Origin of the sequence: Streptomyces sp. RPA4-2 (genome assembly GCF_012273515.2) — a bacterium.
GTDB classification, from domain to species: domain Bacteria; phylum Actinomycetota; class Actinomycetes; order Streptomycetales; family Streptomycetaceae; genus Streptomyces; species Streptomyces kaempferi.
Window position 1 is genome coordinate 1,144,460 of sequence record NZ_CP050975.2, and the last position, 22,030, is coordinate 1,166,489.

The 22,030-nt window shown below is 71.7% G+C and carries 19 protein-coding genes; 8 read left to right on the forward strand and 11 right to left on the reverse strand.

The features are described from left to right. Window positions 1-223 precede the first annotated feature (223 nt). The gene (locus HEP85_RS04650) at window positions 224-643 is read right to left on the reverse strand and encodes an SseB family protein (protein ID WP_168526438.1); all 420 of its coding nucleotides are present in this window, start codon (window positions 641-643) and stop codon (window positions 224-226) included. Window positions 644-742: 99 nt separating this feature from the next. Continuing rightward, entirely contained in the window at window positions 743-1,108 is a 366-nt protein-coding gene (locus tag HEP85_RS04655; RefSeq protein WP_168526440.1) for a GtrA family protein, read from the reverse strand. Between the two features lie 302 nt (window positions 1,109-1,410). Here HEP85_RS04655 and HEP85_RS04660 point away from each other — a divergent pair, with 302 nt between their 5' ends. The 5 genes from HEP85_RS04660 to HEP85_RS04680 all read left to right on the forward strand — a co-directional run bounded on the left by HEP85_RS04660 (window position 1,411) and on the right by HEP85_RS04680 (window position 7,777). Continuing rightward, window positions 1,411-3,213, forward strand: coding sequence for an RNA ligase family protein (locus HEP85_RS04660; RefSeq protein WP_369658106.1), 1,803 nt, complete (start codon window positions 1,411-1,413; stop codon window positions 3,211-3,213). Further along, window positions 3,213-6,317 carry a poly(A) polymerase gene (locus tag HEP85_RS04665; RefSeq protein ID WP_369657591.1) on the forward strand — a complete coding sequence of 1,035 codons (3,105 nt, stop codon included), beginning with the start codon at window positions 3,213-3,215 and terminating at the stop codon, window positions 6,315-6,317. The genes HEP85_RS04660 and HEP85_RS04665 overlap by 1 nt, the downstream gene beginning before the upstream one ends. A 115-nt stretch (window positions 6,318-6,432) precedes the next feature. Further along, on the forward strand, window positions 6,433-6,606 hold the full coding sequence (locus HEP85_RS04670) for a CsbD family protein (RefSeq protein WP_168526445.1): 174 nt from the start codon (window positions 6,433-6,435) through the stop codon (window positions 6,604-6,606). Between the two features lie 73 nt (window positions 6,607-6,679). Continuing rightward, entirely contained in the window at window positions 6,680-7,135 is a 456-nt protein-coding gene (locus HEP85_RS04675) for an ATP-binding protein (protein WP_248001831.1), read from the forward strand. 120 nt (window positions 7,136-7,255) lie between these two features. Beyond that, window positions 7,256-7,777: a DUF6328 family protein gene (locus HEP85_RS04680; protein ID WP_168526447.1), complete on the forward strand. Its 522-nt coding sequence runs from the start codon at window positions 7,256-7,258 to the stop codon at window positions 7,775-7,777. Window positions 7,778-7,792: 15 nt separating this feature from the next. On the opposite strand, the gene HEP85_RS04685 is transcribed toward HEP85_RS04680, so the two are convergent. The 4 genes from HEP85_RS04685 to HEP85_RS04700 form a co-directional block, all read right to left on the reverse strand. Further along, window positions 7,793-8,131 carry a hypothetical protein gene (locus HEP85_RS04685; protein ID WP_168526449.1) on the reverse strand — a complete coding sequence of 113 codons (339 nt, stop codon included), beginning with the start codon at window positions 8,129-8,131 and terminating at the stop codon, window positions 7,793-7,795. A gap of 184 nt (window positions 8,132-8,315) precedes the next feature. Continuing rightward, the gene (locus tag HEP85_RS04690) at window positions 8,316-8,666 is read right to left on the reverse strand and encodes a hypothetical protein (protein ID WP_168526451.1); all 351 of its coding nucleotides are present in this window, start codon (window positions 8,664-8,666) and stop codon (window positions 8,316-8,318) included. Between the two features lie 166 nt (window positions 8,667-8,832). Beyond that, a complete protein-coding gene (locus HEP85_RS04695) occupies window positions 8,833-9,267 on the reverse strand; it encodes an ATP-binding protein (protein WP_168533337.1) in 435 nt (144 codons plus the stop codon). A gap of 114 nt (window positions 9,268-9,381) precedes the next feature. Beyond that, entirely contained in the window at window positions 9,382-9,642 is a 261-nt protein-coding gene (locus tag HEP85_RS04700) for a WhiB family transcriptional regulator (RefSeq protein WP_148011700.1), read from the reverse strand. 244 nt (window positions 9,643-9,886) lie between these two features. Here HEP85_RS04700 and HEP85_RS04705 point away from each other — a divergent pair, with 244 nt between their 5' ends. After that, a complete protein-coding gene (locus HEP85_RS04705) occupies window positions 9,887-10,591 on the forward strand; it encodes a GAF and ANTAR domain-containing protein (protein ID WP_168526453.1) in 705 nt (234 codons plus the stop codon). Window positions 10,592-10,697: 106 nt separating this feature from the next. On the opposite strand, the gene sbnA is transcribed toward HEP85_RS04705, so the two are convergent. From sbnA to HEP85_RS04730, 5 genes are all read right to left on the reverse strand, one after another. Beyond that, window positions 10,698-11,741: a 2,3-diaminopropionate biosynthesis protein SbnA gene (gene sbnA / locus HEP85_RS04710; RefSeq protein WP_168526455.1), complete on the reverse strand. Its 1,044-nt coding sequence runs from the start codon at window positions 11,739-11,741 to the stop codon at window positions 10,698-10,700. Between the two features lie 38 nt (window positions 11,742-11,779). Beyond that, the gene (gene sbnB / locus HEP85_RS04715; protein ID WP_168526457.1) at window positions 11,780-12,859 is read right to left on the reverse strand and encodes a 2,3-diaminopropionate biosynthesis protein SbnB; all 1,080 of its coding nucleotides are present in this window, start codon (window positions 12,857-12,859) and stop codon (window positions 11,780-11,782) included. Continuing rightward, window positions 12,856-13,860, reverse strand: a complete 1,005-nt coding sequence (locus HEP85_RS04720) for a TauD/TfdA family dioxygenase (RefSeq protein WP_168526459.1) — start codon at window positions 13,858-13,860, stop codon at window positions 12,856-12,858. Before HEP85_RS04720 ends, sbnB begins: the two co-directional genes overlap by 4 nt. 75 nt (window positions 13,861-13,935) lie before the next feature. Continuing rightward, window positions 13,936-17,214: an amino acid adenylation domain-containing protein gene (locus HEP85_RS04725; protein ID WP_369657592.1), complete on the reverse strand. Its 3,279-nt coding sequence runs from the start codon at window positions 17,212-17,214 to the stop codon at window positions 13,936-13,938. Window positions 17,215-17,227: 13 nt separating this feature from the next. Next, window positions 17,228-19,825: a Pls/PosA family non-ribosomal peptide synthetase gene (locus HEP85_RS04730; protein ID WP_369657593.1), complete on the reverse strand. Its 2,598-nt coding sequence runs from the start codon at window positions 19,823-19,825 to the stop codon at window positions 17,228-17,230. A gap of 504 nt (window positions 19,826-20,329) precedes the next feature. Between HEP85_RS04730 and HEP85_RS04735 the strand changes: the two genes are divergently transcribed. Both HEP85_RS04735 and HEP85_RS04740 read left to right on the forward strand, forming a co-directional pair. Further along, entirely contained in the window at window positions 20,330-20,683 is a 354-nt protein-coding gene (locus HEP85_RS04735) for a VOC family protein (RefSeq protein WP_168526461.1), read from the forward strand. A gap of 229 nt (window positions 20,684-20,912) precedes the next feature. Next, window positions 20,913-22,019: a DNA alkylation repair protein gene (locus tag HEP85_RS04740; protein WP_168526463.1), complete on the forward strand. Its 1,107-nt coding sequence runs from the start codon at window positions 20,913-20,915 to the stop codon at window positions 22,017-22,019. Window positions 22,020-22,030 lie beyond the last annotated feature (11 nt).

Here is a 22,030-nt window from a genome sequence, read left to right on the forward strand (position 1 = left end):
GCCCGGCACGGGCCGGACGGCGCGACGGATCCGGTACCTGCGGATGGCGGTACCTACAGTTGCCGGTACCTACAGTTGCCGGTGCCTACGGATGCCGGTACCTACAGTTGCCGGTGCCTACGGATGCCGGGTGCGTCCGCGCGCGGGCCGGCGGTGCTCATGGCGACGGCGGGCGCCCCTCGACCGGATTTTTGTCGAGGGCCCGTCGCCGCGTCGCTCCGGATCAGACGCCCGGGCGGGCCAGGAGGGTGCGGACGCCCTCGGAGGTGAGCGTCAGACCGTGCGGCGAACTCGCGTCGATGGTGAGCGCCAGATCGCCGGACGGCCACTGCGAGGCCAGCGCGCCCAGGGGAACCATCCGGTAGCGGGAGACGAAGGGCAGCAGCCCGGCCATCTCCAGCTCCGAGGTGAACACCGGCACCACCTGCTCCCCGCCCGGCTGGTCGAGGACCGGCAGCGCCACGGCCGCGGGATCGGTGGCGTCCTGCTCGCTCGCGTCGTCCGGTACGGGAACCAGCACCTCGCTGCCGGCCAGCGTGTCCAGTGCCACCACGTCGCGGGTGTTCTCCGCGAGGGTGTCCAGGGCCCGCTGGGCCGGGGTCGCGGGCGTCGGCCGGTGGTGGTCGTTCGAGGGTGTGTCCATGGCAGATCCCCATGAGTAGCGGTCGGACCGCCCGGCACGTGATCCGTCCCGGGCGCGGTTCCCGTCGCGCGTACCCATCCACGGCCGGGACATTCCGCGTCAGGACGACGGAATCATGATCGCCCGGCTGGCGAGGAACGTGAACGGCACGGCCACCGCCGAGGCGAGCAGCGCCGCGGTCCGGGACTCGCAGTGGCCCACCTCGACCAGGAAGTGCAGGGCGAGCGTGGAGACGACCAGGTTCGTGGCGGTGGCGAGCGGGAAGCGCACGAACTTCCGCAGGGTGGGACGCGTCCGGTAGGTGAAACGCGCGTTGAGGAAGAACGAGACGACCGTCGCCCCGGCGAACGCCACGAGATGGGCGACCAGGTAGGGAAGGACCGTCAGCAACGTGAGGTAGAAGCCGTAGTACACCGCGGTGTTGGCCACGCCGACCACGGCGAACCTGAGGAACTGGCCGCCCATCAGCCGCTGCCGGAGCAACGCCGGGGCCGCGCGGACGGTGGCCGCCGGTCGAGACGTCGAGAGAAAAGTCCGATCATGTCCTCATCATTGAAGCAGAGCCGGGAGGGCTCCCGGTCCACTCCCCTCCCTTGCCCTGCCCCGCCGTGACGGCACGGCCCGGAAAACCAGGCGCCGTCGCCGGACCGGACGATTACAGTCGGCGCTCTCATTTCCGGAACCGTGCCGTGACCGGGGCCGCGCCGTTTTTCACTGGGGGACAGAGCACCATGGGGTCCGACCGTTCAGGCCTGCCCGGCGGGGGTGTGCGTGTGCACTACCCGCGTACCCCGCATCTGCCCTGGTCACCGGGGGCGACCTCGGACGACGTACGGGTAGCGGACCTGGCGGGTCTGCGGGACCTGGAGGTGGTGGTCACCGAAAAGCTCGACGGGGAGAACACCACCCTGTACGCCGACGGACTGCACGCCCGGTCGCTCGACTCGGCGCACCATCCGTCGCGGGCGTGGGTGAAGGCTCTGCAGGGACGCATCGGCGCGGCCCTTCCGCCCGGGTGGCGGGTGTGCGGTGAGAACCTGTACGCGCGGCACTCGATCGCGTACACCGAACTCGACAGCTGGTTCTACGGGTTCTCCGTCTGGGACGGTGAGCGGTGCCTGGGCTGGGACCGGACGGTGCGGTTCCTGCGGCGGCTGGGCGTTCCGGTGCCGCGGGTGCTGTGGCGGGGCGTCCTCGACGAGCGGGCCGTACGGGCCCTGCGCGTCCTGCGGCTGGATCCCGCCCGGCAGGAGGGGTACGTCGTACGGACCGTCGAGGGCTTCGGACACGAGGAGTTCGGCCGCCGGGTGGCCAAGTGGGTGCGGCCCGGACATGTGCGGACCGACACGCACTGGATGCACGCCGAAGTGGTGGCCAACGGGCGGGGCACTGCCGCCGCGCTGTGGGACGTACGGTCGGGCGCGGCCCCCGACGCCCGGGCACTCGCGGCGGCGACGGGAACAGGGTCGGAGACGGAACCGGCAACGGGGTCGGAGACGGGACCGGCAACAGGTTCGGGGACGACCGAGGAGGCATCCGCCGACGATGCCGTCGTCGCGGAGGTGTCCGCCAGGCTCGATGTGCTGGGGCGGACCGGGGACACCCGGCTGACGGGCGTCCTCGCCGCCCTGCTGCACGGCCGGCGCCGTGCCGGGCTGGCTCCCCGGCTGGCCGGACCGCTCGGCATGCCGTCGGCACGGCGGGTCGCGGACCTGGTCGGGCTGCAGTCCCTGCTGCGCCGCCCCTACCCCGACGAGGAACGGCGTGCCGGACTGGGGCGCATGGCCGTCGCGGCCGACCTGGGCGTACTGCACGCGGTCGCCGGGGCCGTCGCCGTCACCGAGGGCGCCGCGGCGCGCGAACAGGTCGACTGGTCGGCACTGCACGCGGAGGAGGCGGGGCTCCTCGGGGAGGAACCGTTCGAGCGGCTGCGCGCGAGCCTGCACCGTGCCCTCACCGGCCTCGGCGACGCGGACGCGGCCGACCGCTGCTGGGCACAGGCACGGGCGTCCTACGCCGCGGGCCACCTGGCCGGCGCGGAGGCGGCCGTGGCGGCGACCTGGCGGCTGCGGAGCGGCGCCTTCCCCCGGCTGATCCATTTGGTGGGCCCGTCGGGCAGCGGCAAGAGCACGTTCGCCGCCGGACTGCCCGGGATCGACGCCCGTGTCTCCCTGGACGACCTGCGCTCGGCGCGCGGCTCACGCTCCGACCAGCGGGCCAACGCGGACGTCCTCCGCGAGGGCCTGCGACGGCTGGACTCCGCGCTCGCCGCCGGTCCCGCGACCGTGGTGTGGGACGCCACGTCGCTCGGCCGGCACCAGCGTTCCCTGGTGGACGCCGTGGCGCACCGCCGTGACGCGCTGATCACCCAGGTGGTCGTGCTGGCCACGGACGACGAGCTGACCGGGCGCAACGCCGAGCGGACGCACCCGGTGCCACCCGAGGTGCTCGCCGCACAACTGCGCCGGTTCGACCCGCCCTACCCGGGTCAGGCCCACCGAACGTGGTACGTCGGCGCGGGCGGAACCGTGGACGACGCCGACGGCACACTGGACGGAAGCGAGCGGTGATGCGTACCAGCGACGAGATCTACCACCGGGTCCGCTGGGACCCGCGCTTCGACCCGGCCCGGTTCGTGCTGGGTGTCCACCAGCGCGGGGCAGCCCCCAAGCGGGTCCCGCTGCCCGCCTTCGTGCCCGGGGGTGACATCCCCTGGCACCGGGTGCTGTTCGTCGAGGCCGACGGCGAGGTGGTGTGGGACCGGGCCACCGGTACCGACCGCATCGACATGTCGACCGCCGGGCGGGTGCGGACCCCGCGCCTTCTGCGGGCCCCGTTCTTCACGGCCGACACGCCGCACGTGTGGGACGACGCGGCGGCGCGGTGGCGTGCCCCCGGCCGTACGGAGGCGACCGCGGACGCGACCCGTCTGCGGGTGCTGACCTGGAACACGCTGTGGGACCGCTACGACAGCGACCGCATCGACACCGACCACCGCCGGCCCCTGCTGCTCGCGGCCCTGGAGGACGCCGACGCCGACGTCATCGCACTCCAGGAGGTCGAGGCCGGCCTGCTCGACCTGCTGCTGCGGGCCCCTTGGATCCGCGCCGCCTACACGGTGGGCAGCGACCCCCGAGGGAAACGGGTCGACGACACCGGACTGCTGCTGCTCAGCCGGCTGCCCGTGCGGGAGGCCGGCCATCATGCGCTCGGGCCGCACAAGGGCGTCACCGCCCTCACCCTGGAGACGGCGTCCGGCCCGCTCGTGGTGGCCGCCACCCACCTCAGCAGCAACCACTCCGACAACGGCCCGGCCCGCCGTGAGGCCGAACTCGCGCGCATCGCCGAGGGACTTGCCGACGTAGTCGGTCCGCTGATGCTGCTGGGCGACTTCAACGACGGCGACGACGGCCCGGCCGGACCCGCCGCCGCCCTCCAACTGCGGGACGCCTGGACCGAGGTGCGCGGGCCCGCCGACCAGAGCCCCACCTTCGACCCCGCCGTCAATCCGCTGGCCGCGGTCTCCTCGCTCTCCGGCCGTTCCTCCCGGCTCGACCGGATCCTGCTGCGGGGCCGCGCGCTCCGCCCGACGGACGTGGCCCTGCGGGGCGACTCCCCCGGTCCCGGCGGGCTGTACGTCTCCGACCACTTCGGTGTGGAGGCGGTGGTGGGCCTGGGCGGGGCCGATGTCGCCACGGCCCGCGACGGCGCCGGATCCACGCCGGATCCCGGCTCCGCTTCCGGCCTCGGCCCCCCTTCCGGCCTCGGCTCCGAAGGCGCCGAACACGCGGTTGGCGACTTCGCAGCCCGCGAGGCCCTCGACCCCGGTCCGACCGCCCGGACGGCGGTGGCGTGGCTGCCTTCCGAGGATCTGTGGCCGGTGATCCAGGAACTCCGGCGGGCGTACGACCCGCAGGCCCGTCGCTGGCCGCCGCACGTCAACCTGCTCTTCGGCTTCGTCCCGGAATCCGCGTTCGAGCGGGCCGTCCCGCTGCTGTCCCGGGTCGCGGCCGCGTCACCGCCGTTCGACATCCGGCTCGGCGGTGTGTACGCCTTCGGACACCGGGACGCCGCCACGGTGTGGCTCGACCCGGCGGGGGCCGGCCCGGAGCCGTGGGCGCGGTTGCGTGCCGCGCTGGAACAGCGGTTCCCGCGGTGCCGGGGCCGTGCCGAGGGATTCACCCCGCATCTGACCCTGGGCCGGGTACGGGACACGCGGCCCGTCGTCGCCGACTGCGCCGCGCGGCTCGGCTCCGCCGTCCCGGCCCGGGTCGGGCACCTCGTCCTGCTCTCCCGTCGGGGCGCGGAACCGATGCGTCCGCGGGCGACGGTCGCACTGGGCACCGGTGAGGTGCGATGGCTGCCCGACCCGGCCACCGCCACGGCCACCACGGCTGCGACGGGGACCGCGGTCGCCGTCGGCGGCACGGCCGCCACCGCCACCGCCGTGCCGCCGGACGACCGTGGTGCCGAGCACACCGCGCGGTGCCTCTGGGACGCACTCGGCGAAGGAACCGTGCACGTCGTGGGGTCCCGGCGCATGGGCGGCGCGCTGCCCGGAGCCGATCTGGACCTGGTCGCGGCCCTGCCCGGCGTCGTCGACATGGCGGACGTCCAGGCACGGGTGACCAGGGCCCTTCCGGGCGCCACCCGGGTACGGCAGGTGACCGGCGCCCGGGTGCCGGGGCTGCGGCTGAGCGTCGGCGGACTCGGTGTCGACCTGAGCGTGGTCGCCACCGGCCCCCTGACTCCCGCCGAGGCGGTGGACCAGCGCGCCGGGCTTGGCGCGCCGGCCGCGACCGCCCTCAGCGCGGTCAGCGACGCGGACGCCGTACGGAGCGCGGTCGGCGGCCGGCACGCCGCGTTCGCCCGGCTGGCCGCGGAGGTCAAGGCCTGGGCGAAGGCGCGGGGTCTCGACTCGGCACCGTTCGGCGGGCTGCCGGGCCTCGCCTGGTCCGTCCTCGCCGCCCGTACGACCCGCGAGGCGGACGTCCTGTCCCCGGCCGGACTGCTGCGGGACTTCTTCGGGACCTGGGCCGCATGGGACTGGCGCGACCCGGTCGGGCTCGACCCGGTCGGGCGCGGTTCGGTGGGGCGCGGCGGTCCCGTCGGGCTCAGTCACGTCGGCCTCGGTCCCGTCGACCAGCCGTCTTCCGCGGTGTCGGTCATGACCCCGACCGCCCCGGTCCGCCTCTGCACGGCCCAGGTCGGTCCCGGCTTCCGCGACCTCCTGGCGGACGAGCTGTACCGCGCCTGGGACATCCTGGAGACCGCCGCGCGGACCGGCGCCGATCCCCTGCCCGAGCTGCTGTCACCCCCGCCGCTGCACCGCCGGCACGCCGCGTGGCTGGTGGTGGGCCTGCGTGCGGCGGGGACGGAGGAGTTCGAGGAGACCCGGGGGCGCGTGCGCGGGCGCGTACGGGCCCTGCTCACCGCTCTGGAGGACGCCGGGACGCCCGACGCGCACGCGTGGCCCCACCCGTTCGAGGAGGGCCCGGCGTCGGCGGCGTACGCCATCGGGCTCGGCCGCGACCCCCTCGGCACGGCCCGGCTCACCGGGATCACCCGGAGATGGGGCAAGGGGCTGCCCGGGGTCGTCACCGAGAGGGCGGAGTGCGGTGACGTGCCCACCCTCCGCTCCCCCGGCCACGTTTTTCCGGCACACCGGGAATAAGCGGGCTCTTCGCGGGAAACACCTCTCATTTCTCGTCGGGCGGGTTTGGGACGGCCCTCACAGGTCAGCCGTAATAGTGGATCGCACAGTCAATGCGGTAAGGACGTGATCTGCAGTGACCAAGCACCAGAAGTCACAGGCGAAGACGGAACAGGCCAAGGGCAAGGCCAAGGAAACCGTCGGCCGCACCGTCGGCAACGAGCGTATGACCGCCGAAGGCCGGGCGGAGAAGGCAAAGGGTGACACCCGTCAGGCCAAGGAGAAGATGAAGGACATTTTCCGGCACTGAGGGTCACGCGCTGCATCGGGCCCGCCGCACGCGCATGCGGCGGGCCCGCTTCTTTTGAGCAAGGAGTGAGGAAATGTGCGGAGAGTACCGGGCGCACGCCAACGACACGATGCCTGATCCGCCCGAGTCGCACTCCCCCGGACCGCGCAGCCCGGCCGAGGTGCGTGAGGCCGTACGGCAGGCGCTCGACAGCGCGCGACGGTCGCGCGGCCCCGGGGCGACGACCGATGCGACAGCCGTCGGTGACGTCCTGCTCGTCGCCTCCGAACTCACCACCAACGCGATGCTGCACGGCGGCGGGGTCACGGCGTTCGAGGTGATACCGGGCGAGCGTGAGGTGCGCCTGTCGGTGAGCGACCGCAGCGACGACATGCCGACACCCGTGCGACGCGCCGGCGGTCCCGGCACCTTGCAGATCGGCGGCCATGGCTGGCCGATCATATGCCTGCTGGCCTGCGACATCATGATCTCGTATCTCCGTGCGGGAGGAAAGCGCATCACGGCCGTCGTACCGCTTTCTCCCCGGTAATGAACCGGTCGCGGCCCGGATGAGCCGGACACGGAGGCACACACCTTTCTTCCGGGTATTCGAGGACATGAGAGCCACCGAAACCATCACCCGGTCGTCCGGGGTCAGCCGGGAGGAAAATTGTCGGAGTCGGCACATGACGAGGCCCGTCGCGGTGCGGAGCGCGCACGGGGCGACACGGGGCGTGAGGAGACCGAGGAGGAGAGGGCCGACCGCAAATGGGGTGACCTCCTCCAGGAGATCCGGGTCGCCCAGACCGGAGTGCAGATCCTGTTCGGATTTCTGCTCACGGTCGTCTTCACACCCCGGTACACGCAATTGGAACAGATGGACAGAACGATCTACATCGTCACGGTCGTTCTCGGGGCCTCCGCCACCGGGGCACTGATCGGCCCGGTGTCCCTGCACCGGATCGTCGCCGGCAGACGGGTGAAGGAGCGGGCGGTCGTATGGGCGTCACGGCTGACGCTCGCGGGGCTCGTGCTGCTGCTCGCGACGATGACGGCGTCGCTCCTGCTGATCCTGCGGGTCGCCACCCACGACGCCTATGTGCCCTGGCTCGTCACGGGGATCGTCGCCTGGTACCTGTTCTGCTGGTTCGCCGTACCGATGTGGGTCCGCAGCCGCCACACGACGTCGTGACCCTTCCGCGGGCCCTCACGCGGTGAGGGCCTGCCGGGGCACACCGGGCGAAGAGGGGGATGCGCCCCGCACGGCGGGGCGTACCGGATAGGTGGTCTTGCCCGGGTCCACCACCGGGTCCCCCAGCACGATCCGGCCCGCCGCGTGCAGCGCGTCGCACTCGTCGGTGGGCAGGGCGACGTAACACCCTCCCCGCCCGGCGCCGGCATCCATGGGCTGCCAGTAGCCGTACCGGCGTCGCCCGCTGGCCTGCACGGTGAGGCAGACGGGAGCACGCTGCACGGTGATGAGACGCAGCACCTCGGCACCGTCGGGGCCGAGCGGAGCGGATGGGCGCGGGAGGGCTCGGAGCATCGTCAGCGGTCTCCGTTCAGGGCTCGCGGCACGGCGCGGCGATGGGGGGCGGGCGTCATGTGCGGGCGGCCTCTCGACGGACGGGTGCGATCACGTACCGCGGGGAGCGGAAACGATCTTCGTTGCTGATCGGCATTGTTGCGGACGGCACTGACAACGCGAAGGCGGCGCTCGCGGAGCCGGTTCACCGACGGCGGACCGCCGTCTCCGTCCGATGCGCTCGAGCGGTCAGCTCGCCCTGGACGAAGGGGTCGTGGTCGGGGTCGTACGCCCCCGCGTGATCGGCGAGCGCCTCGGTGATCCGCTCCCACTCCTCGACCTCCGCTCCCGCGATCAGCGCCTCCTGGCCGGTGAGCGTGTCGCTCCGGGCCGTCTCCCGGGCTGCCTCCAACGCGGCCTTCGCCTCGTGGTGCCGCATTCCGGTGGCCGTACGGCACACGCGTGCCCAGGCGGCACGTTCCTCCTCGGAGGGCTCACGCACCTCGTCGTCCGTCACGTCGCCGCGTGCTGACGCTCGGTCCTGCTCCAGGCTCACTGCTCCACCTCGTTCAGGTGTACGGAACTGATGTGTCCTACAGCAGTCCCGTGTGCCCCCGCCTGGAGAACCGACACCTGCCGGGAGCGACGGGACCGTACGGGGAGCAGCCCGCGGTACGCCCGGAGGTGGCCGCCCGCCCCTCGACAACCCTGGGACCGGGCGGTCACCAGGGCAGCAGGGCGTGCACGTCCTTCCCGTCGGGGCGCACCACGACGCTCACCCGATGACAGAGCGCGCGGACGAGGTGCCAGCCGATGCCGCCCGCGCCCCGGGACGGGTTCATGCGGCGGGGCGTGGGCGGCGTGGTGCTGCTGTCGCGCAGGGTCACCTGCACGCCGTCGCCGGTGGGGCGTACCCGCAGTTCGAAGGGGCCGGGAGCGTACTGGATCGTGTTGGCGGCCAGCTCCGTCACCACCAACAGGACGTCGTCCCAGTACTCGGGCGACGCGGGCGGTGACGCTCGTGCGAGGACGCGCAGATATCCCTCCGCCGAGAGGCGGGCGTCGGTCACGTCGCGCAACTGACCGGGAAAGACCACGGCGAGGCTCTCCAACTCCTCGTCCGACGGCCGCTTGTCCCCGCTCGGATCACTTTCCATCACGTCTGCCCCGGACTCGTCGGCGGGATCTCTGCTCTTGCTCCACATCACGCGGACGCCACCTTTCGTGCGCTCCTGCCCACGCGCCGGCCCCACTCGTTCAGTACGGCGGCGCTAGGTTCCGGCGTCCCTGGCGGCACGGCCGACCGTGCGCCGCCTCAGCGCGCGCCGTTCGTTCTCGCTCGTCCCGCCCCAGACACCGATGGTCTGGCCCGTGTCGAGCGCCCAGCGCAGGCACTCGTCACGGACGGGACACCGCCGGCAGACGGCCTTCGCCTCCTCGACCTGCGGCAGCGCGGGGCCCGTGCTGCCGATGGGGAAGAAGAGGTCGGGGTCGACGGTGCGGCATGCCGCCGATTCGCGCCAGTTGTCCATGGGAACCTCCTGCGATCACGGTGGTGCCTTCGTCGGACTTCGGTCCCCCTTCGGGTCACCGTTGATCCACGGGTGAAACACAGGGTCTTGCCGGGACAGCATTGATTGAACGCGAAATGACACCGGCGGCCGTGCGCGGGCACGCCCTCCGGGGGCACCCGTGGGGCGCGACGAGGAAGCGCGGGTGGCAAAATGGGATCCCTGGCGGGCGACGACGCGGCTTCAACAGCAGAGCAGGTGGCACATGTCACATGAGCCCGGCGAGGTCTGGGAACAGTTCGCCGTCGCCCTGGCGGAAATGGCGCGCGACCTGCTGGCCCAGGACTCGGTCCAGGACACCCTGGACCGCATCGTGGAGCACGCCACGGTACTGATCAACGGCTGCGACGACGCGGGCATCCTCACTGTGCGACGGGGCGAGGTGCACGCTCTGGCGGCGACGAGCGACGTGGTGCGCCGCGCGGACCGGGTCCAGCAGGACCTGCGGGAGGGCCCCTGCTTCGACGCCGTGACCGACCGTCAGCAGATCTACGCCATCGAGGACTTGAGCCGGCCGCACGAACGCTGGTCCCGCTTCGCCCCCGAGCTGAGGAAACTGGGCATGGGGAGCGTGATGGGCTTCCTCCTCTTCACCGAGGACGACGAACTGGGCGCCCTCAACCTGTACTCCCACCGGCCGCGCGCCTTCGACGAGACCGCCCGGCAGGCCGGCTGGATCCTCGCCTCGCACGCGGCCGTGGCCTTCTCGGCGGCCCGCACGCACCAGCAGCTCGGCGACGCCCTGGAGACCCGTCACGAGATCGGCGAGGCGATGGGCATCCTCATGGAGCGCTACGGGCTGCCCGAGAACGCGGCCTTCAAGGTGCTCAAGAAGGCGTCACAGGACCGCAATGTCAAACTGCGCGAGATCGCCCGCCAGGTCTGCGAGACGGGCGAGAAGCCGGGCTGACCGCCGCAAAAGCGGTACGGGGCGCCCGGGTTTCGCTCCCCGGCCCGGCACCCGACGGTTCACGCGGGCGCGGACCGGGGACGGACGCGGGGTTCAGCGGCTCGGTTCAGCGGCTCCGGTGCCGGGGCGGCGTGTCCGGCGTGTCGGGTGGGTCCGGCGTCGGCCGTTCCCTGCGGTGGCCGACGGCCACCTGTTCGGGGTCGAGAATGTTCTCGCCGTAGAGATCCTGCAGCCAGTTGGTCTGGTAGATGGTGTCGAGGTAGCGCTCGCCGAGGTCGGGGGCGATGGCCACCGCGGTGATGCCGGGCGTGTCCCGCCGGTTCAGCCAGTCCATGGCGCCGCTGACCACCGTCCCGGTGGAGCCGCCGAACAGGAAGCCGCGACGGGCCAGCCGGTGGCACGTACGGATGGTGTCCGCCTCCTCGACCCGGATCACCTCGTCCACGAAGGACTCGTCGAGCAGCGGCGGCCGCATGCTCATGCCCAGCCCCGGGATCATCCGGCGGCCCGGTTCGCCGCCGAAGGCCACCGAGCCGACGCTGTCGACGGCGACGATCCGCACCGGCCGGTGCCACTTCCGGAAGTAGCGCGCGCAGCCCATCAGGGTTCCGGTGGTGCCCGCCCCGACGAACAGGACGTCCAGGCCCGGGAAGTGGCTGGCGATCTCGGGCGCCGTCGTGCGGTAGTGCGCCTGCCAGTTGCCCGGGTTGGTGTACTGGCTGAGCCACACGTAACGGTCGTCCGACGCGCACAGCGCGCGGACGTAGTCGATCCGCGCGCCGAGGAAACCCGCGTTGGCGTCCAGTTCGGAGATGACGTGCACCTCGCTGCCGAGCGCCTCCATCAGCAGTCGGGTCGAGAGGTTGCACCGGGAGTCCGTGACGCACAGGAACTGGTAGCCCTTGCTCGCGGCGATCATGCTCAGCGCCACGCCCAGGTTCCCGGACGACGACTCCACCAGGATCGAGTCCGGCTTCAGGATCCCTTCGCGCTCGGCGCTCTCCACCATCTCGTTCGCGGCCTTCAACTTGATGGAGCCGGCGAAGTTGAAGCCTTCGCACTTCAGATACAGCGAGCGCCCGAAGATCGACTGGAGGTCGACGTAGAGCTGGCTTTCGTTGAAGGCGTGGGGAGCGGAGATGACGGGCACGGTGGGCCTCCTGATGCCAGAGCTGAGGTGGTTCCGCTTCAGCCGTACCGACGCAGGTCGTGGAAGAAGTCGTCGACGAGTCGGAGGTCCCCCTTGCGGGCCACTTCGTCGTAGACGTACTTGCCGACGGCGAGGTCGAGGACACCGAGCCCGAAGGGCGAGAAGATCACGGTCCGGTCGGCCGGCGGGGTCACCCGTCCGGTCAGGACGTCGTCGAGGGTGCCGTCCAGGAAGTCGCGGCCGCCGGTGAGCTGTTCGGCCAGGTGGGGTGAGGTGTCGGCCTTCAGGCAGTGCTCGACGTCGTCGACGATGTTGGCGGCGGCGAGCAGGATCTCGGGGGCGAGATCGCGCAGCGACACGTTCAGCACCAGGGGGTGGTGGGAGAACCAGTCCGGGTCCGTGACATGGGGTTCGCCGGCGACGGTCGCGAAGACCACCAGATCGCTGGCGCGGATCAGCTCCTCGGCGCTGTCGTGGACCGTGATCCGAGGGGCGTGTCCGGCGGTTCCGGCCTCCCGCAGGTATCCGGAGAAACCCGCGGCGCTGTCGGCCGACAGATCGTGCACACCCACGGTGTCGAAGTCCCAGCCGGTGCGGGCCAGGAACGTGTGGATGTAGCGGGCGATGAGACCGGTGCCGACGAATCCGACCCGGGTCGGGCGGGGGCGGCCGCGGCTGAGCGCGTCGGCCGCCAGCGCGGCGGACGCCGCTGTCCTGGTGGCGCTGATGACGGAGCTCTCCAGGCAGGCGAAGGGGTAGCCCGTGTCGTGGTCGTTGAGGACGAGGACCGCGGAGGCCCGGGGGATGCCCGCCTGGACGTTGCCCGGGAAGCTGGAGATCCACTTCATGCCGTCCACCCGGATCGGCCCGCCGATGGACGCGGGCAGCGCGATGATCCGGTCCGCCGGGCGGTCGGGGAAGCGCAGGAAGTACGAGGGCGGATTGACCGAGTCCCCCGCGCCGTGCAGCCGGTAGGCGGCCTCGACGAGTTCCACGATCTGTCGCTCGCGTCCACCGAGTGCTTGCTGCACCTGCGCGCCGGAGATCACCGCGAAGGTGGGCGCCGGGGTGGAACGGGGAGTGGCGGCCTCGGTGAGAGGAGAGGGCAGGACGGTCATCGCCGGCCCCCCTCGGGGGTGGGGCGGCGGTCGGCGGCCCGCTGGGGCTCGGCCATGGCGACCAGCACTTCGCGGTCCCCGGTGAAGGCCTCCCGGCTGTGTGCGGTCCGTACGTTGTCGACCAGCAGCATGTCGCCTGCCTGCCAGGGCTCACGTCGGGTGTGGTCCTCGTAGGTGGCGTTGATGAGCTGGACGACGTCCTCGCCGATCGGGGAACCGTCTCCGAAGCGGGTGTTGAACGGCAGCCCGTCCTCGCCGTAGACGTCCACCAGGTACTCGCGCACCTCGGGGGCCAGCGTCCACTCGTTGAGGAACGCGATCTGGTTGAACCAGCAGCGCCTGCCGGTGAGCGGGTGCCGCACGACCGCGTCGCGGCGCTGCCGCGTGCGCAGGGACCCGTCGGGCTCCCAGGTGAAGTCGATGGCGTGGTCGCGGCAGTAGCGCTCGATGGCGGCGTGGTCCTCGGTACCGAACGACTCGGTCAGGGAGGCGCCGATCTCGTCGTTGTAACTGCGCGTGAGCAGCCAGCCCTCGCGCTCGAACCGCTCGGTCAGCGCGGCGGGCAGCGCCTCGAGCACCCGCTCGGCGTCGGCCACCGCGGTCGCCCCGCCCTGGCCGGGCGCGCTCAGGCAGGCGAACAGCATCAGGCCGGGGAACTCCAGCCGGTAGCTCAGCTCGTGGTGCATGCACATCGGCTGATTGGCAGGCCAGGTGGAGGAGGAGTACAGCCCTGGCCCGCGGACCTGCCGGGGGGCGAACGCCTCCCTGTCCTCCATCGGGTCGCCGCCCAGTCCCCTGAAGACGGCACCGACCTGCTCCGCCGCCCGCAGTCCCAGGCCCCGGACGAGCAGTGCGCCGTGCTCCGCGACCTGGCCGCGCAGCGCCTCGCGGTTCTCGGCCGCCCAGGCGGGCGCGTCACCGGGGGCGTCGACACGCAGGATCGGGGGCTTGCCGGGGTGCAGATCCGCCTCCGGCAGGGCTGCCAGGAACGAGGACGACATCGGGATTCCTTTCGGTTGCCGCTCACGAGGGGTGAGGCCGCTCAGGGGTGGGGTCCGCTCAGGGGTGAGGTCCGCTCACGTGGGTGAGGGGGAGGCGAGCAGTTCGGCGGCGTCCAGGACCGCCTGTGCGGCCGCGTCCGGGCGGGTGCGCGGGAAGTAGTGGCCGCCGTCGGCGAGTTCGCGCAGTTCCACCTGTTCGGCCAGGAGCTGCCAGTCGCGGTAGCGGTCGGCGAACCCCGCCGTGTGGTCGTCGTCGGCGGCGACGACCACGGTGACCGGCACGGAGAGCCTGACCGCTGGAGGGCTCTCCAGGGCGTCGGTCAGATAGCGGTGGGCGGCCACGCAGTCGTTCCGGTAGGCGGCACCGATGTGTTCGGCGTGGAGCGCGTTCAGCTCACCGAGCTCGGTGTACCCGCTGTCCGAACTCAGCCCGGCGGCGATCTCGGCGTTGCTCCGCCCCGCCAGTTCGATGAGCGCCGCACGCCGGTCGCCGGCGGTGCCCAGGAGCTGGGCGCCCAGGAACACCCGGGGCACGTCCACTCCCCGCTCCCGCAGCAGCCTCGCCGTCTCCAGCGCCGGGGCGGCGCCCGAGGAATGCCCCCAGAGCACGACCCGGGTCAGCCCGCGCCCGACGATCTCGCTGACGACCTGCCGGGCCACCTGTGCCAGCGGCGCGAACGGCTCTGCGTCGGCGGCCAGGTCGTGACCGGGCGGCTCGACGGCGTAGACCGAGGGTCCGTGGCCCGTGGCCGCGAGGGCGTCGGCCATCGGCCGGAAGTTGACGGCGTTGCCGCCCGCGTGGGGGAAGCACACCAGGGCGCACTCCGAGGGGCCGTCCGGTTCCGCGAGCGGCTGCAGCAGTTCGTGGCGCCGGCGTACGGCGCCGTCGAGGAGCGCGGCGAGGTCGGCGAGCACGGGGTGGGCGGTGATGTCCTTGAGGGACACCGCGCGGTCCAGGGCGACGGTGAGTTTCACGGCCGTCAGCGAGGTGCCGCCGGAGTCGAAGAAGTGGTCCCGCCGGCCGACGCTGTGCTCGGGTAGGCCCAGCAAGTCGGCCCACACGCCGGCCAGTTTCCGCTCGGCAGGGGTGTGCGGAGCGCTCCCGCTCTCTGCCTCGCGGTCGTCGGCGGCACCCGTCGCGGTCTGTTCGGCCAGCGCGGTCAGGGCCTTTGTGTCGATCTTCCCGTTGGCGGTCAGGGGCAGGCTCTCCTGCCGGTGGAAGGCGGAGGGGATCATGTAGGCGGGCAGTACGGCGCCCAGCGCCTCGCGCAGCACGTCCGTGGGAAGGGACCGGCCGCAGTAGTAGGCGATCAGGTGCGTGCCGCCGGCCGACTCGGCGACCACCACCGCGCCGTCCCGGACACCGGGCACCCGCAGCAGGGTGTTCTCGATCTCGCCGATCTCGATGCGGAAGCCTCGGATCTTGACCTGGTTGTCCCGGCGGCCGAGGAACTCCAGCGAACCGCCCGGATGCCAGCGTCCCCGGTCGCCGCCCAGATAGAGCCGCTCCCCCGACCGGTAGGGATCCTTCCGGTACGCCTCGCGGGTCCGCTCGGGGTCGTTGACGTATCCCCGGCCCACGCAGACCCCGGAGAACGCGATCAGTCCCGGGGCGCCGAGCGGCACCAGCGCCAGGTGTTCGTCGACGACGTAGACGTGCACGTTGTTGACCGGGCGCCCGAGCAGCACACGGTCCGGGACGCCGTCCATGATCTCGTGGTTGGTGTCGTCCGAGGTCTCGGTCAGCCCGTAGGCGTTGACGAGCCCGATCGCCGGCTGGATCGCGAACCAGCGCTGGACCAGCTCCCGCTTCAGTGCCTCTCCGGTCACCGACACCCGGGTCAGGTCGGGCAGTTCACGGGGGTGCTGCTCCAGGTACGACACCACCACCTCCAGGTAGGAGGGCACGACCTGCGCCACCCCCACCCGGCCCTGGACCAGCGTGTCGACGAACCGCTCCACGTCGACGATCACCTGCTGTCCGACGAGCAGCGTCCGGCCGCCCACCAGCAGCGCGGCCAGCAGCTGCCACAGCGAGATGTCGAAGCACTGGGGGGCCGTCTGCGCCACCACCCGGTCCTGGTCGATCCCGAGGTCGTCGATCTTGGCGTAGAGGTGGTTGAGCATGCCCGCGTGCTCGCACATCGCGCCCTTGGGCTCGCCGGTGGAGCCGGAGGTGAAGTAGATGTAGGCCAGTTGACCGGCCGTCACCTTCACCCCGAGGTCACTGTCGTCGTGCTGTTCCTCGTACGCCGTCCCCGCCAGCAGCCTCTCGACGCCCGGAAGCGCGCCCAGCGCCCGGTCGAGCGTGCCGGTGCTGCCGGACTCGGTCAGCACGAGCCGGCAGCCGGCACGCGCCAGGGTCGCCTCGATGCGTCCCGCGGGGAAGTGGGGCTCGATCGGCAGATAGACGCCGCCGGCCTTGAACACCGCCAGCACGGCGGCCAGCCAGTCGAGGTTGCGTTCGGTGACGACGGCGACCGCTTCCTCGCGGCCCAGTCCGCGCGCCAGCAGGGCCCGCGCGAGCCGGTTCGCGCGCGCGTTGAGCTCCCCGTACGTCCAGGCCCGCTCGCCGTGGACCGCCGCCACCGTCTCCGGGTGCCTGCGCGCCCGCTGCTCGAACAGCTCGTGCACCCGTCCTTCGGGCAGCGGTCGGCGCGGTCCGGCCAGTGCCTGGAGCTGGTACCGCACCTCCTCGGGCGACAGCAGACTCTGCCGTGCGTGATCGGCGTCCGCGTCGGCGGCCATCAGCGTGAGCGCGGCGAGGTGGTGGCCGGCGATCCGGGCCGCGCACTCGGCGTCCAGCACCTCGGTGCGGTACCGCAGCCGCAGCACCGGATCCGCGCCGCGATCGCACCAGCCGACATCCAGCACCACGTCCGCGGGCAGGACGCCCGCCGTCCCGGCGGGGTCGAACGTGATCTCGTACGACGGCCCGGTCGTCCCCGACTCCCGGCACAGCGCGTCCACGGCGAAGTCCCGGTGTGCCAGCAGGTCTGCCTCGGCCCCACGGACGCTCACCAGGAGCCGGCGCCACGACTGCTGGGCGACGGTCAGCCGGCAGGGCAGCGGACCGGCGTCCGTCCCCGCGGCGGTGTATCCCGTCACCACGTCCCGCTCGCCGGACAGCACGGCCAGTACCTTCGCGTGCGCGGCCAGCAGCACCGAACTCACCGGCGCGCCCACATCGCGCGCCAGGGCGCGCACCGCCTCCATCACGTCGCCCGGCACCAGCGCCTCGTACTCGGCCACACCGGCGACCGGCTCCCGCGACCACCGTGGGGCCGGGGTGAATCCCCCGGCGGCCAGTACACGGCTCCAGTACTCCCGGTCCGCCTCCACGTTCGCTCCCATCGAATGGCCTTCCTCAACTCGCCGTAGCCGCGTTGCTGCCGGCCGAGTACGTTCCCGCCGCCGCGCCGACGCCGTCGGGGTGCGCCGGGGCGGTCGTGGTCTCCACGGCGGGGTTTCCTCCCCAGTGCGCGAACGAGGGGACCTCCTCGCCCTTCATGAGGAAGGAGTCGGGTGCCAGCACGGCGCCGTCACCCATCGTCACGCCGTAGTGCACATGGGAGCCGACCCCGAGGGTGCAGCCCGCACCGAGGGTGGTGCGGTCCGACTTGAACGTGCCGTCCTCCTGCGAGTGGCACTGGATCTTGCTTCCGGCGCTGAGCGTGCAGTCGTCCCCGATGGCGGCGAGTGTCCGCTCCGTCAGATAGCAGCCGTCGTCGAAGACCCGGCGTCCGATACGCACGCCCAGCAGCCGCCAGATCACGTTCTTGAAGGGGGTCCCGTTGAAGATGTTGAGGTAGTGGTCCGGCACCTTCCACAGGCGCTCGTGCCACCAGAAGTACGGGTCGTAGATGGAGCACAGTCGCGGGCTCAGCCTGCCGAACCAGGCGACGCAACGTTCCACCAGGACGAAGTACAGGGCGGTGAACGTCAGGGTGATCGCCACGTACGCGCCGATCACGATGTGCCCGAGGACTCCGTAGAGGCTGACGGAGGCGAGGGCGAACGCCGTGAGCGCCAGGGTGTGCAGCCAGCGCAGGAACAGGAAGAGCGCCATCGAGCGGAGGTTGTAGCGGTTCTTCGCGGCGAGGTTGCGGCGCAGTTCCCCACCGGTCCTGAGGTGGTCGAACCGGGAGTCGCGCTCCACCGAGCGGGGGATCTCGAAGCACGGTGATCCGAGCAGCCCGACACCCGTACGGACCTCGCCGTCCAGGGGAACCATCACCTTCGTCGCGAGCAGACAGTTCTCTCCCGTCCGGCCGCCGGCGGGATAGGCGATGTTGTTGCCGAGGAAGTTGCGCGGCCCGATCGTCGCCCGGGACACCCGGAAGGACGTGCTCGAGAAGTCCGCGTTGATGAGCGAGAGGCCGTCCGCGATCATCGTCCCGCTGCCGACGGTCGCCAGGAGCGGGGTCTCGTGCTGCATCTCCGACCCGAAGTTCGACCCGGTCTGCTCGACCTCCGACAGGTCGTACCCGAGGCCGCGCAGGTAGGGGACGATGTAGGAGCTGTCACCGAAGAGCCAGGCGAAGAACCGGATGTTCGTCATGGTCGTCGTCGCCCGGTGCAGCGCGTACTGGAAGCCGTACAGCGGATAGACCCTGTCGGGCTCGATGGCGAGACTCAGCAGGCGCGGCAGGGTGAACAGGGCGACGAGACCCAGGACCACGAAGCCGAAGAACAGCGCGAGGGACAGCACCAGGGCGTCGACGAGGAAGCCCGGCGACGTGATCGCGGGCGTGGCCGCGTCCAGCCGCTCGCCGAGCGCCGGGATCTGGGTGAACAGCATGTACATCCCGCCGACGGCCAGCGGGAGGTACAGGAAGAACAGCTGGAGCAGGCCGGCGATCGCGAACCAGGCCCGGCGGGGGTTGCCGCAGGCCGCCGGCGCGACCCGCACGTGGTCGATCCGGGTGGGTTCCGCCGGGGAGCCGTGCCGCCGCTCGCCGTCCGGGACGACCTGGCCGCGGTACAGAGCGGACGAGTGGCCGAGCTGGGCTCCGTCCCCCATCGCCGTGTCGATGTCGAGGACGGTCTTCTCGCCGACGAACACGTCCCGGCCGAGGGTGACCCGGCCGGTCTCGATCCGCCCCGAGTGCGCCCGGTAGCAGAGGAAGAACGAGTCCTTGCGGATCACCGTCCCGGAGCCGATCGTGAGCAGGTCGGTGCAGACGGGGACCGAGCGGGAGAGGATCGTTACTCCACTGCCGATGCGCGCGCCGAGCGCGCGCAGATACAGCACGTACAGCGGATTACCGACAAAGAAGATCATCGGATTGGCATGGAGCAGTGCCTTGACGAGCCAGAAACGCAGATAGGTCAGACTCCAGACGGGGAATTCACGCGGCTTCCAGCGGCCGATGAGAATCCATTTGGCGACGATCGGGAATCCGCACAGCGCGATGAATCCGAGGCCGCCGAACAGGAACGACCGCGCGTAGACGCCGGCCAGGCCCGAACCGGCGGCGATCCATTCGTAGCCGCGGGCGGCGACCAGGCCACTGAAGAAGGAGTACCCGAGGAAAATCAGCAATTGCGCGGTTCCGCACAGGACGTAGCGCCACGTGCTCGGCCGCGGCGCCGGGGTCGGCGACGGTGCCGGCACGGACGGCGCCACGGGGAGCGACCCGTCGACCGGGGCGGGGACGACCTCCGCGAGAGCCGTCGCCAGGCTTCGGATCGTGGGGTACCGGTAGATGTCCTTCATCGACGCGGACGGCAGATCCGCCCGCTTCCTGACCCGCGCGCAGAACTGGGCCATGACCAGCGAGTTGGCCCCGAGGTCGTCGAAGAAGTGGCTGTCGACCGGCACGTGCTCCGCGGAGACGACGCCCGCCAGTACTTCAGCGAGTTTCCGCTCGGTCTCGGCCGTCGTCGGGTCGGCACTGCTCGGCCTGGCCGCGGCTGCTTCGTCCGGTCCGACTATGAAGACCTCGGAGGACTGCTCCACCATTCGACCTCCTGAGAAGACATTTCGGCTCCCGATTGCCACGGGCGGCCGGTCCGGTGTCCTCACGCTCCGGCGAATGGCCCGACCGAGCCGTTTCCGAGCCACGAGACCGTACTCTCTTACGTGATCGCGAAACCGTGGACTTCAGTCTCATTCGTCCACCGTCAGGCTGCCACTCCGAATCGACCGCTTGGATACCACGGCACCGTACGACAAGCCTCTGCTCGTTGGCCCCCCGCACCGTTGGAGTAACGCGCGCTTCACCCGAATGGCGGTCAATTGCGTCAAGCCCCGGGGAAAACCGCGGTGAAACCCCGAGGAAACCCCGATAAAAGGGGAGCCGCCGGCGACCGGCTCCCGGCACCTTCGATCCCGCCTCCGGAGAGAGCCCGCTCGGCACGCCGTGACGACACCGCAGACGAGTTCCTCTCCCGTCGGGAGAGGGGTGAAGGGGGACATGGGTGTGGTGGCCGGCCCGTCCGGTCGGCGCCCTGGCAAGATGGCGGCATGGAACGTGTGCTGGGAATCGGTGGGTACTTCATGAGGGCCGCGGACCCGGCGGCCCTGAGCGCCTGGTACCGCGACTGCCTGGGCCTCGACGCCGACGAGCACGGTCTGTGGCGTCAGGGAGACGGGCCGACGGTGTTCGCGACGTTCGAGTCCGGCACCGACTACTTCGGGTCCCCCGCCCAGCAGGCCATGCTCAACTTCCGCGTCCGCGACCTGGACGCGATGCTCGCGCAGTTGCGGGCCAAGGGAGCGGACGTGGCCGACGAGACGCAGGACATGGAAGGGGTCGGCCGATTCGGCTGGGTCACCGATCCCGAGGGCAATCGGGTCGAGCTGTGGCAGCCTGCCTGACCGGGTCCCGCCGCGGGCGTTGACGTGCTGCTCCACGCGGGTGGTGAGGTGCCGACGGCCCACCGGGCCGCCGTGGTGCGAGCTTTGGTCCGGCCCCCGTAACCAGTTACTGCTAATCTAGAAGTAACGGGTTCGGGGAGCGCGCCCCACTGCGGTCCACACCCCGCACCAGGAGCTTCTTCCGAACCGTCCCCCTGAGTTCCGCGTGCGCGGAGACAAGGAGCGTCACGTGCCGCTGGCCGAGGAACTGCTGGGATCGGCGGCGGTGGCCGGTCTCGCCGACTGCCTCGACAGGGCCGGCCGGCCGCGCGACGGGCAGGCCGTACGCGCGTGCGGGGAGAGGCTCGACGGACTGGCCCTGCGTGAACGCAGCGATCTGCTGCGGGATGTCCTGACGGCGCACCTCCCCGAGGGTTACACCGCGACCCAGACCGTCGTTCGCACGGCGCTCGCGGATCCCGGGTTCACCGGGTGGATGATCTGGCCGGTGACGGAGGCGGTCGTCACGCGCGCCCTCGAGGACGACGATCACGACGCCTTCGAGGCGGCACTGCACCTGCTGGCGGACCTGACCCCCCGGCTGACCGCGGAGTTCGCGATCCGGCGGATGCTCAGAGCCGATCTCGAGCGGAGCCTGCGCGTCGTCCGGCGGTGGACCGACCATCCGGACGAGCACGTGCGGCGCCTGGCGAGCGAGGGAACACGGCCCCGGCTGCCGTGGGCGGTCCGCGTCCCCGCACTCCTGGACAGCCCCGAAGTCACCCGTCCCCTCCTGGACGCGCTCTACCGCGATCCGTCCGAGTACGTGCGGCGCTCCGTGGCCAACCACGTGAACGACATCAGTCACGCCGTCCCCGACCTGGCCGTCGAGGTCGCGGCCGGGTGGAGCGCGGCGCCGGACGAACACACGCCCCGAGTCGTACGACACGCGCTGCGCACGGCGGTGAAGAAGGGGCACCCCGGGGCACTGGCCCTGATGGGCTTCGAGCCCGCGACGGAGGTCGCCGTCTCCGGCCCGCAGCTGGGCGAGGACCGGGTGACCATGGGCGACGAGATCACTTTCGCGTTCGACGTCGCCAACGAGGGGGCGGCACCCGCCAAGCTGGTGATCGACTACGTGATCCACTACCAGAAGGCGAACGGCAGCACCGCACCCAAGGTCTTCAAGCTCACCACCAGGACGCTGGAGGCGGGCGAACGCGTCTCCATCAGCCGTCGGCACTCGTTCAGGAGGATCACCACCCGGGTCTTCCATCCGGGGGCGCACGCCCTGGAGCTCCAGGTCAACGGTGAAGTCCGTGGCCGCGCGGAGTTCACCCTGCTCGCACCGGCCTGACCAGGGCTTCA

Excerpts from the sequence above, each read along its gene's own strand:
- HEP85_RS04650 (WP_168526438.1), bottom strand. The coding sequence starts at position 643 with ATGGACACACCCTCGAACGACCACCACCGGCCGACGCCCGCGACCCCG.
- HEP85_RS04655 (WP_168526440.1), bottom strand. The coding sequence starts at position 1,108 with ATGGGCGGCCAGTTCCTCAGGTTCGCCGTGGTCGGCGTGGCCAACACC.
- HEP85_RS04665 (WP_369657591.1), top strand. The coding sequence starts at position 3,213 with ATGCGTACCAGCGACGAGATCTACCACCGGGTCCGCTGGGACCCGCGC.
- HEP85_RS04675 (WP_248001831.1), top strand. The coding sequence starts at position 6,680 with ATGTGCGGAGAGTACCGGGCGCACGCCAACGACACGATGCCTGATCCG.
- HEP85_RS04685 (WP_168526449.1), bottom strand. The coding sequence starts at position 8,131 with ATGCTCCGAGCCCTCCCGCGCCCATCCGCTCCGCTCGGCCCCGACGGT.
- HEP85_RS04695 (WP_168533337.1), bottom strand. The coding sequence starts at position 9,267 with ATGGAAAGTGATCCGAGCGGGGACAAGCGGCCGTCGGACGAGGAGTTG.
- HEP85_RS04700 (WP_148011700.1), bottom strand. The coding sequence starts at position 9,642 with ATGGACAACTGGCGCGAATCGGCGGCATGCCGCACCGTCGACCCCGAC.
- HEP85_RS04705 (WP_168526453.1), top strand. The coding sequence starts at position 9,887 with ATGTCACATGAGCCCGGCGAGGTCTGGGAACAGTTCGCCGTCGCCCTG.
- sbnB (WP_168526457.1), bottom strand. The coding sequence starts at position 12,859 with ATGACCGTCCTGCCCTCTCCTCTCACCGAGGCCGCCACTCCCCGTTCC.
- HEP85_RS04720 (WP_168526459.1), bottom strand. The coding sequence starts at position 13,860 with ATGTCGTCCTCGTTCCTGGCAGCCCTGCCGGAGGCGGATCTGCACCCC.
- HEP85_RS04725 (WP_369657592.1), bottom strand. The coding sequence starts at position 17,214 with ATGGGAGCGAACGTGGAGGCGGACCGGGAGTACTGGAGCCGTGTACTG.
- HEP85_RS04730 (WP_369657593.1), bottom strand. The coding sequence starts at position 19,825 with ATGGTGGAGCAGTCCTCCGAGGTCTTCATAGTCGGACCGGACGAAGCA.
- HEP85_RS04735 (WP_168526461.1), top strand. The coding sequence starts at position 20,330 with ATGGAACGTGTGCTGGGAATCGGTGGGTACTTCATGAGGGCCGCGGAC.